The sequence below is a fragment of the uncultured Traorella sp. genome (genome assembly GCF_944327115.1).
In the GTDB taxonomy this organism is placed as follows: domain Bacteria; phylum Bacillota_I; class Bacilli_A; order Erysipelotrichales; family Erysipelotrichaceae; genus Traorella.
This window is the reverse complement of record NZ_CALVGS010000028.1, coordinates 1-8,469: the sequence shown is the minus strand read 5'-3', so window position 1 is coordinate 8,469 and position 8,469 is coordinate 1. Positions and strand designations below refer to the sequence as shown.

Annotated in this window: 10 protein-coding genes; all 10 read right to left on the bottom strand. The window is 38.8% G+C overall.

Features of this window, described 5'->3' with window-relative positions:
* On the bottom strand, positions 1 to 348 hold a 348-nt coding region (gene rpsI, locus Q0K35_RS02180), incomplete at its 3' end, for a 30S ribosomal protein S9 (protein ID WP_294561039.1).
* Positions 349 to 359: 11 nt separating this feature from the next.
* A complete protein-coding gene (gene rplM, locus Q0K35_RS02175; protein WP_071442017.1) occupies positions 360 to 794 on the bottom strand; it encodes a 50S ribosomal protein L13 in 435 nt (144 codons plus the stop codon).
* A 135-nt stretch (positions 795 to 929) separates the two neighbouring features.
* Positions 930 to 1,715 carry a histidinol-phosphatase gene (locus Q0K35_RS02170; protein ID WP_294561038.1) on the bottom strand — a complete coding sequence of 262 codons (786 nt, stop codon included), beginning with the start codon at positions 1,713 to 1,715 and terminating at the stop codon, positions 930 to 932.
* Positions 1,716 to 1,726: 11 nt separating this feature from the next.
* The gene (gene truA / locus Q0K35_RS02165; protein WP_294561037.1) at positions 1,727 to 2,461 is read right to left on the bottom strand and encodes a tRNA pseudouridine(38-40) synthase TruA; all 735 of its coding nucleotides are present in this window, start codon (positions 2,459 to 2,461) and stop codon (positions 1,727 to 1,729) included.
* Positions 2,452 to 3,252, bottom strand: a complete 801-nt coding sequence (locus Q0K35_RS02160) for an energy-coupling factor transporter transmembrane component T (protein ID WP_294561036.1) — start codon at positions 3,250 to 3,252, stop codon at positions 2,452 to 2,454. Before Q0K35_RS02160 ends, truA begins: the two co-directional genes overlap by 10 nt.
* Complete coding sequence (locus tag Q0K35_RS02155; RefSeq protein ID WP_294561035.1) at positions 3,245 to 4,105, bottom strand: energy-coupling factor transporter ATPase; 861 nt, start codon at positions 4,103 to 4,105, stop codon at positions 3,245 to 3,247. Before Q0K35_RS02155 ends, Q0K35_RS02160 begins: the two co-directional genes overlap by 8 nt.
* Complete coding sequence (locus tag Q0K35_RS02150) at positions 4,090 to 4,908, bottom strand: energy-coupling factor transporter ATPase (protein ID WP_294561034.1); 819 nt, start codon at positions 4,906 to 4,908, stop codon at positions 4,090 to 4,092. The genes Q0K35_RS02155 and Q0K35_RS02150 overlap by 16 nt, the downstream gene beginning before the upstream one ends.
* 88 nt (positions 4,909 to 4,996) lie before the next feature.
* On the bottom strand, positions 4,997 to 5,512 hold the full coding sequence (locus Q0K35_RS02145) for a GNAT family N-acetyltransferase (protein ID WP_294561033.1): 516 nt from the start codon (positions 5,510 to 5,512) through the stop codon (positions 4,997 to 4,999).
* 10 nt (positions 5,513 to 5,522) lie between these two features.
* Positions 5,523 to 5,972 (bottom strand): GNAT family N-acetyltransferase, encoded by a 450-nt coding sequence (locus Q0K35_RS02140; protein WP_294561032.1) that lies wholly within the window; start codon positions 5,970 to 5,972, stop codon positions 5,523 to 5,525.
* A 233-nt stretch (positions 5,973 to 6,205) separates the two neighbouring features.
* Positions 6,206 to 8,469 (bottom strand): immunoglobulin domain-containing protein (locus Q0K35_RS02135; RefSeq protein WP_294561031.1); only part of this gene is annotated, 2,264 nt, incomplete at its 5' end.

The window sequence follows — 8,469 nt, the reverse complement described above, 5'->3', positions numbered from 1 at the left end:
TTCTTTAGCACGAGGATCACGAGTAACGAATCCTGCAGCTTTTAATGCCGGTCTGTAATCAGCACTTGCCTGTAATAAAGCACGAGTGATACCATGACGCATAGCTCCAGCCTGTCCAGTATATCCTCCACCATACACGTTGATCTTCACATCAAACTGACCTAAAGTTTCAGTCAATTCAAGCGGTGAACGAACAACCATTCTTAAAGTTTCCAAAGGTAAATATTCTTCCAATGTTTTGCCGTTTACAACGATATTACCTTTGCCAGGAGTCATGTAGACACGAGCAACAGAAGTTTTACGACGTCCTGTACCGATGTAAGTTACGTTATTTTTCTTAGTAGCCATATCTCTTCCTCCTATCCTTTAATTTCCATCACAACTGGCTTCTGAGCAGCGTGTGGATGTTCTGCACCTGTGTAAACGAACAGGTGTCTTCTCTGCTGGTCACCTAAACGAGTGTGCGGCAACATACCCTGAATAGCTAATTCTACCCATTCAACGGTATATTTTTCCTTCATCGTACGAGCTGTACGAGTACGTAAACCTCCACGATACTGTGAGTGGTTATAGTATTTCTTTCCTTCCATGTCACCTGTCATGACGATCTTGTCAGCATTGATTACGATGACATAATCACCACAGTCAACATTTGGAGTGAAAGTTGGTTTGTGTTTACCATGCAACACTGCTGCTACCTGAGTAGCCAGACGACCTAATGTTTGTCCTGCACCGTCAACGACATACCATTGACGCTTTACTTCTGCAGGCTTAATAAATGTAGTTTGGCGCATATTTCAATTTCCTTTCGATTTTTAGTTTCCGGGGCTAAAAAACAAAAAGTGGCCTTCTTATATTTTACTTTAAAATAGCCCTATGTCAAGCACAAATTGACATTTTTAACCTTTTTAACCTATAAAAGCGATAAATCAATCATAATGTAAGAAATCGATGTCTTCAACGATTTCCATCTTCCAATCTTTTAGCTTATTGTAAGATAATTCATATAAGCTTGTATCTCTCAAATGCTTCGGAGAATGAGCATCAACACCAATGATGACCCGATTTCCGTATTGCGCAGCGATCTTCCAAAATTCGTCATGAGGATATTCCATAACACCTCTTGAAATAGAGCTTCTGAGTCCTGCCAAATTATATTCCATCAACACATCATGCTCCTTACAGTATGCACAGATACGATGACTGGCTTCTTCACATTTCTCATCCCAATGACGTGCGCGCATAAACAGATCAGGATGAGCTAAATAACAATAGATACCCGTATCTAACCCTTCCATCGTGCTCTCAACATATTTATCCAGCATCTTATCATCACGCGTACAAGCCCCATTATACATATGATATTCATCACTTTCATAATAATGATTGCCAAAGATCAAATAATCCAATTTATATTCTTTCGCCAACGATTTCAGCCAATCCATATATTTTGGATAATATTCACATTCCAACCCTATCTTTATTTCAATCTTATCCTTGTATTTCTCTTTCAAAGAAGAAATGCTCTGATAATAATCATCAAACTGTGATAATGGCATTCGCATATTTGCTACAAAATCACTGTCATACTTCCATGGCGTATGATCCGAAAATCCAAGCACCTCATAACCGGCCTCAATCGCCGCTAATACATATTCTTCATCTTTACCATTAGCATGCATACAGCGACTTGTATGCGTATGAAAATTCTTCACTCCAACACCTCCTAATAATTTACTTCCACCAAATATAAGCCACAGGCATCTGCTTTATAGCGACAGGCATGCTTATCACAGGCCTCCAGCATCCTTTTCACATCATCGGCATCAAGATGATGCAAGCCTGCTTCGATCATTGTCTGAGCCATCATCCTTACCTGATAGCGTAAAAAACCATCTCCTCTGAATACGATTCGAATACGGTCATCAAAAACATCTACCCTGCATTCACTGATCGTTCGCACACGGCTTTTTTCTTCATGAATCTTACTTGAAGTAAAGCTGGTAAAATCATGAGTGCCAATAAATACCCTGCCCGCTTTTTTCATCGCTTCTGTATCCAGTCGTCTTTTCTCTACACACATATAGTTTCGCACAAATGGATTCTCATCATCCAAAGAAATATAATAATCATAACGCTTGGACACACAAGAAAAACGAGCATGGAAATCATCTTTTTCCAAAGATACTTCACGTATGCGAATATCCTTTGGCAAAAGCCGGTTCAACTTATATTTCCACTTATCCATTTCCATTGTTTTCGTCGTTTCAAAATGAAAGACCTGACCCAAGGCATGCACCTGTGCATCCGTTCTTCCCGAAGCAACAATTTCAATACGTCCGCCACCATGAATCAGCGCTAAAGCATTTTCAATCTCCTGTTGAACAGTCTTTAAGCCCGGCTGAATCTGCCAGCCCTTATAATTTGTTCCATCGTAACTGACTACACATTTTATAACCATATCATGATTCCTATCGTTGACAGCAAGACAAGCATGCATACCGCAAGCATGACAAAATCACGTCCTACCATCTTCAGCTGACGGTAACGGGTACGTGGCCGGCTTGGAACATAGCCTCTTGCTTCCATCGCATTTGCCAGTTCTTCTGCTCTTTGATAGCTCGACACAAATAAAGGTACGATCAATGACAAGATTGCCATCACTTTTTCTTTCAGCTTCCCTTCCTGCAAATCAACACCACGGGAAGTCTGAGCCTTGATGATACGCTGTGTTTCCTCAATCAAAGTAGGAATGAAACGTAAAGCGATAGAAATGATCATCGCAATTTCATTCGCAGGAAAACCAATCCTTTTCAAAGGCTTCATCAGATCCTCCAATGCGATCGTCAGATCTGTTGGCTTGGTCGTAGCTGTCAGCAAGGTCGTTATCACGATCATCAAGACCAATCGGACCGCAATATATCCTGTCTGTGATAAAGCATTCCAATAAATCGTAAAATTGGAAATCGTAATCACCGGTTCCCCACTTTTTACAACAAACACATTAATGACAAGCAATACCGCAAGCATAAAAAACATTGGCTTCATGGCATTCCAGAAAAACCTTAAATTCAATTTAGACGCATAAATACCGATACAAATAATCAAAAAGATACCAATATATCCCATAAAACCACTTGGCATAAAAATCGCAATCATCAATAAAAACATAGCAACGATCTTAGCTCGAGGATCAAAGCGATGCATCAATGAATCAAGAGGTATATATCTTCCTAAGGTAAAGCTATTCATGATTCTTCACCTCTTTCACGATATCGGCCACACATTCTTCAATCGTAAAAACATCTTCACGGATATGAATTCCTCTTTCAGCACACATATCCTTTAAAAGCAGTATCTGCGGCGGATTGATATTCAGCTTCCTTAATAAATCACTGCTTCTGAAAAACTCCTTCACCGGACAATCTTTGATGATATGCCCATCGCTCATCACCAGAACACGATCACAATAATTCATCACATGTTCCATATCATGGGAAACAAGAATGACCGTTTTATGATATTCCTTATTTAATTTACGGAAAAGTTCCATCATATCCTTAGCTCCCTTAGGATCAAGTCCGGCAGTCGGTTCATCAAACACTAATACATTGGGATTCATCGCAAGAATTCCGGCAATCGCAATTCTTCTTTTTTCTCCTCCGGAGCATTCAAAAGGACTTTTCTCCAGATAACTTTCATCAAGCCCTACAATCTGAATCATTTCCCGGGCAATAGCTTCCGCTTCCTCTGCTTCTACACCAAAATTTTTAGGTCCAAAAGCAATATCCTTTAAAATCGTTTCCTCAAATAATTGATATTCCGGAAACTGAAACACTAAACCTACTTCCTTACGCAACGCCTTCAAACCTGTATTTTTCACATGAGCATAAATACACTTCCCATTGATCTCAAGTTCTCCTTCACTTGGCAGCAGCAACGCATTTAAATGCTGAACAAGCGTGCTTTTACCGCTCCCGGTTTCACCGATCAAGGCGCACATCTCACCATCTCCGATATGAAGGCTGATATCATGGATCGCAGTTTTTGCCAAGGATGTATCTGCATGATAAGCATGCGAAAGATTTCTTATCTCAATTGGCATAACTCATCCACCAGCCCTTCCAGTGTAATTGACTTCTTTAGTTCAATTCCCTGCTTTTTCAATTCATTGATAACTTTCAATGAAAAAGGAATATCCAGCTTTAAATCAATCAGTTCCTTCTCATGAAGCAACACATCTTTTGGCTTCCCTTCAAGCACAACCTTACCTTTATCCAAAACAATTACATAATCACTTTTCACAACTTCTTCAATATCATGGGTAATCGAAAGAATCGTCATTTGACTTTTCTCATTTAATTCATGAATCAATGCATTGATCTCTGCTTTACCTTTAGGGTCAAGCATACTGGTTGCCTCATCAAAAATAATGATCTCCGGATTCATAGCCAAAACACCCGCAATGGCCACACGCTGTTTCTGGCCCCCACTTAAAGACACAGGCTCACGATCCAAATAATTACTCATATTGACTCGTTTCGCATATTCCTGAATGATCGCATCCATCTTTTCGCTGGCAACCTGATGATTTTCCAGACCAAAAGCAATATCATCGGCAACAGTTGCCCCAATAAACTGATTATCAGGATTCTGAAAAACAATGCCGATTTTTTCACGGATATCATAGAGATTTTCTTCATTCAATAGTAATCCGTCAATCTTGATTTCACCGCTTTTCATTTCTAATAAGCCGATCATAAGCTTGGCAATGGTACTCTTACCGCTTCCGTTATGACCGATAATCGTGGTATAGCTTCCTTCTTCAACAGAAAAAGAAATGGAATCTACAGCATTAACAGTATCGTCATATGAAAATGTACAATCTTTTACTTCAATTTTTTTCATTTCTTCCTCCACAATAGCTTTATTATTATACTTTATCACAAGGACATTTGCAATTTGTTATGCTCTTAAATTACTATATAAAGCGGTTTCAAAGACATTTTCCCATTTCAATACGCACTTCTTTTTTCTCTATGTCTTCATTTGAATAACTGATCAGATCAAATCCAATCAATGTAAATCCATGTTTTTTATAAAAAGAAATGGCTTTATCATTACAGCTTTGTGTTTCTAAAACAATGGCCCGTACACCAAGCTCACCGGCTCTTTCTACTCCCTTATTCATAAGCTTTGAGCCAATACCCTGATGCCGCTTTGAATCACTTACCCAAATATTAGAAATACGCAAACGATGATTCCAGCTTTCCAGGCTGATTTCGATAAAACCAACCAGCTCATCAGCTTCTTTGATCATATAAAGCTCTGGATTTTCCAACCAATCCTCAAGCAAGGTACTTTTAAATTCTTTATGAACCTCATGTCCAAAAGGTTTACGTACAAAGCGTACACTGAAATCATCGACATAGGCTTCATAATAATATTCACTTGTATAATGAAATACAATTTCTTTCCCCTTGTATTCATCTGTCCCTTGAATAATTTCCATCATAACTCCTTCATATTTCTTTCACATATACCGGAAGCTCATTCAATGCATGGATATCCTCTCTTTTATGATATCCATGATGCAGATAAAATCTCTGAGCATCCGGATCACTTGTCAGCAATACTCGATGAATCTTTTGTTTTTTCAGATACTGCTCACAAGCTTCCAGCAAAGCACTTCCATACCCTTGATGCCGTTTATCATCACGCACCCAAAATTCACGAATAAAACCAACCTTTTCTTTAAAAAACCAGTTTGATAACATTTCTTCCTTAAATTGAATAAAACCAATTATCTTATCTTCTTTCTTTAAGACATAGGCAATATTATCACCGTCATCATTCATCTGTGCAAATAACGTATTCCAGTCATCTACATGAATTTCAAGTTCTTTAAAATATTGCGTAAAAGCATCACAAAAAAGCGGATCCGTAAAATCCTTTACTAAAATCAATTCCATTTTTTCCTCCTATCGCATCGTTTTAAACGGACACCGAGGAATTGAAACGATTATAAAAAAACAACTTCCCCGGTCTGATTTTCTACATATTTAAGCATAGTGACCACCTCGCCTTCACATATAATTCATTATAGCATCTTTTTACTTTACCGCACAAGAAAAGACCATCTCATCAAGAGAATGGTCTTTATTACATCATATATCCAAAACTTTTTCAATAATGATGACAGTCTTTATTTACTGTATCTTTTCTTTGAACGATAAACAAACGCTAATGCCAATGCACCGCCAGCCACAAGCATAAGAGAAATCCAAAGGATGATATTGCTGTTATCACTCGTATTTGGTGTTTCTGTATCTACGCTTGGTTTTTCATCAGCTGGTTTATTTGTTGTACCGGTAGCCGGAATTTCTACTGCTGCTTTCGCATGACCGCAAATCGTACATTCTTCATGTTTCAAACCTGCTTCTGTTTCAGTAGCTTCTTTATCAACGACCCATTCATATGTATGAGCAGCAACGTTTCCTTTTTCACCACACTTGCATTCCTGCCAATGATTTGTTTCATCATATTTCCAGTCACCTTCGTATTTATGAGGTTCGATTGTACAGCTTACACCTTTACTTTCAATCTCTTCTGAATTTAAGACAACATTGCCATCAGCTTTATGGGCTACTACCTTTACAGTATAAACACCGCTTTCAGTTACCTTAAGTGTATCCTTCTCTTCACCTGCTATCAGATTTCCATCCTTATACCAAGCATAAGTATAAGTAACATCTTTTTCTTCATGAGTTGCTGTTGCAGTTAAAGTTATTTCTTCTCCAACATGTACTGTCGTAGCATCTGCTTTAAGCGTTACTTGCGGAGCTGCAAATGTTGAAGCATCCACAAGCACATAAGTTTTACTTCCATCGTCATTTGTTGTTTCTTGAACGATCTTGCCTTCTACATTCGAAGTGATATGCAGTTCAACTCCCTTAGCAGTTGTTAAAACAACATTTTCATTCTCCAATGCTTCACTGTCTACTTCACTGTTACCCAGCACATAAATATTAACGATGCTCTCAACGTCACCCGTATTAGCTTTTAATGCGTCATTGATATTTCGATAATAAGAAGCATTGCCACCTTGATTAACCACTGCCAAGGCTGCATTTTCAGATACTGTTACGGTCGTGTTAGATTGAGAAGTGACAAAGCTGTTTACATCAGCATCCTGTGTCAATTCATGCTGATTTTCTCCACTTGCCATGATTACCTTTACACCGGCTCTTTCTTCTGCTGCCTCTAAGCTTCCGCCAGTTACAGCAACATTGACTTTCTGAGCATCTGTATTTTCTGTATTGTAAACCGTAACGGCATTACCTAATGTTCCCGTTAATGTTCCACCGGTAATGTTTACCGTAAGATCCGGACTAGTAATATACTGGCCGGCATTTGCACCATACATTTGAGCTGATGTCAAAATTGCTGATCCTTCAGCCTGTGATCCGCCACCATAAGGTTCGTCCTCAAGCCATGCACCTGTACCGATGATCGTTGCATTATCTTTTACCGTAATAGTTCCCATCTTCGCTTCGATACCTGTTCCGCCTCGAACAACTGCATTTCCGCCAATCGTTAATGCACCTTCCATTGGCCAATAGATACCTGTTGCTTCATCAATGCTTGTTAATGTACCGCCAGTAATCTCAGCACTACATAAAGCAGATTGCATATTGTTTCCTGATAATGCAAAACCATTTGTCGCAGAAATCGTACCACCGGTCATCGTCAAAGATGAATGCTTTGCAGTTGGAGTATTCTCTGATATATCATTAAATAGCATAACACCAAAAGCACCGCTAAGAGATGCATTTCCAGAAATCGTTACTGTACTTCCATATGCCCTCACAGCAGCATTCAATCCGTGAATCTGTGCATTTCCAGATATTTCTACGGTGCTCTCATACGCATAGATTGCACAATCATCTTTATATGAAACTACATTAGAAATTTCTCCACCAGAAATAGTCAAAATTCCATTATTCATTCCATATTTCCTTGTGCGAATTCCTTCATTCCTACCAATAATCTTACCAGAATTGACATATAATTTTCCACCTGCATTGTCAATAGCATAATAGAGGTTAGTTTTCCCCGTTGCATCAATCGTTCCTTCACCTTTAATTGTGAAAGTACCATTATTGATGAAAAAAACATTACTTGCTTCGCTGAATGACTCAGATGATGTGATCGTATATGTTCCCAGATCCAATGTCACTGTTTTACCAGCAGCGATAGTAATTCTATTATCCATAGTAGCATCAGCTACCAATTCAACAGTTCCTTCTGTTTGGATAGCGCTAAAAGCTTCTGCCAACGTATCATAATATTCATCACCGACACGTGCCACAGAATCTTCTGTCTGTATCTCGCTTGCTGCAGCCTTAGTAAAAGAAGCAGAAACTGACAAGGCAAGCATGAGACATAGACTCACAGAAATAATTCTCA

What these genes read in the sequence shown, in the direction of transcription:
- rplM (WP_071442017.1), bottom strand. Translation starts at nt 794, where the DNA reads ATGCGCCAAACTACATTTATTAAGCCTGCAGAAGTAAAGCGTCAATGG.
- truA (WP_294561037.1), bottom strand. Translation starts at nt 2,461, where the DNA reads ATGGTTATAAAATGTGTAGTCAGTTACGATGGAACAAATTATAAGGGC.
- Q0K35_RS02160 (WP_294561036.1), bottom strand. Translation starts at nt 3,252, where the DNA reads ATGAATAGCTTTACCTTAGGAAGATATATACCTCTTGATTCATTGATG.
- Q0K35_RS02155 (WP_294561035.1), bottom strand. Translation starts at nt 4,105, where the DNA reads ATGCCAATTGAGATAAGAAATCTTTCGCATGCTTATCATGCAGATACA.
- Q0K35_RS02150 (WP_294561034.1), bottom strand. Translation starts at nt 4,908, where the DNA reads ATGAAAAAAATTGAAGTAAAAGATTGTACATTTTCATATGACGATACT.
- Q0K35_RS02145 (WP_294561033.1), bottom strand. Translation starts at nt 5,512, where the DNA reads ATGGAAATTATTCAAGGGACAGATGAATACAAGGGGAAAGAAATTGTA.
- Q0K35_RS02140 (WP_294561032.1), bottom strand. Translation starts at nt 5,972, where the DNA reads ATGGAATTGATTTTAGTAAAGGATTTTACGGATCCGCTTTTTTGTGAT.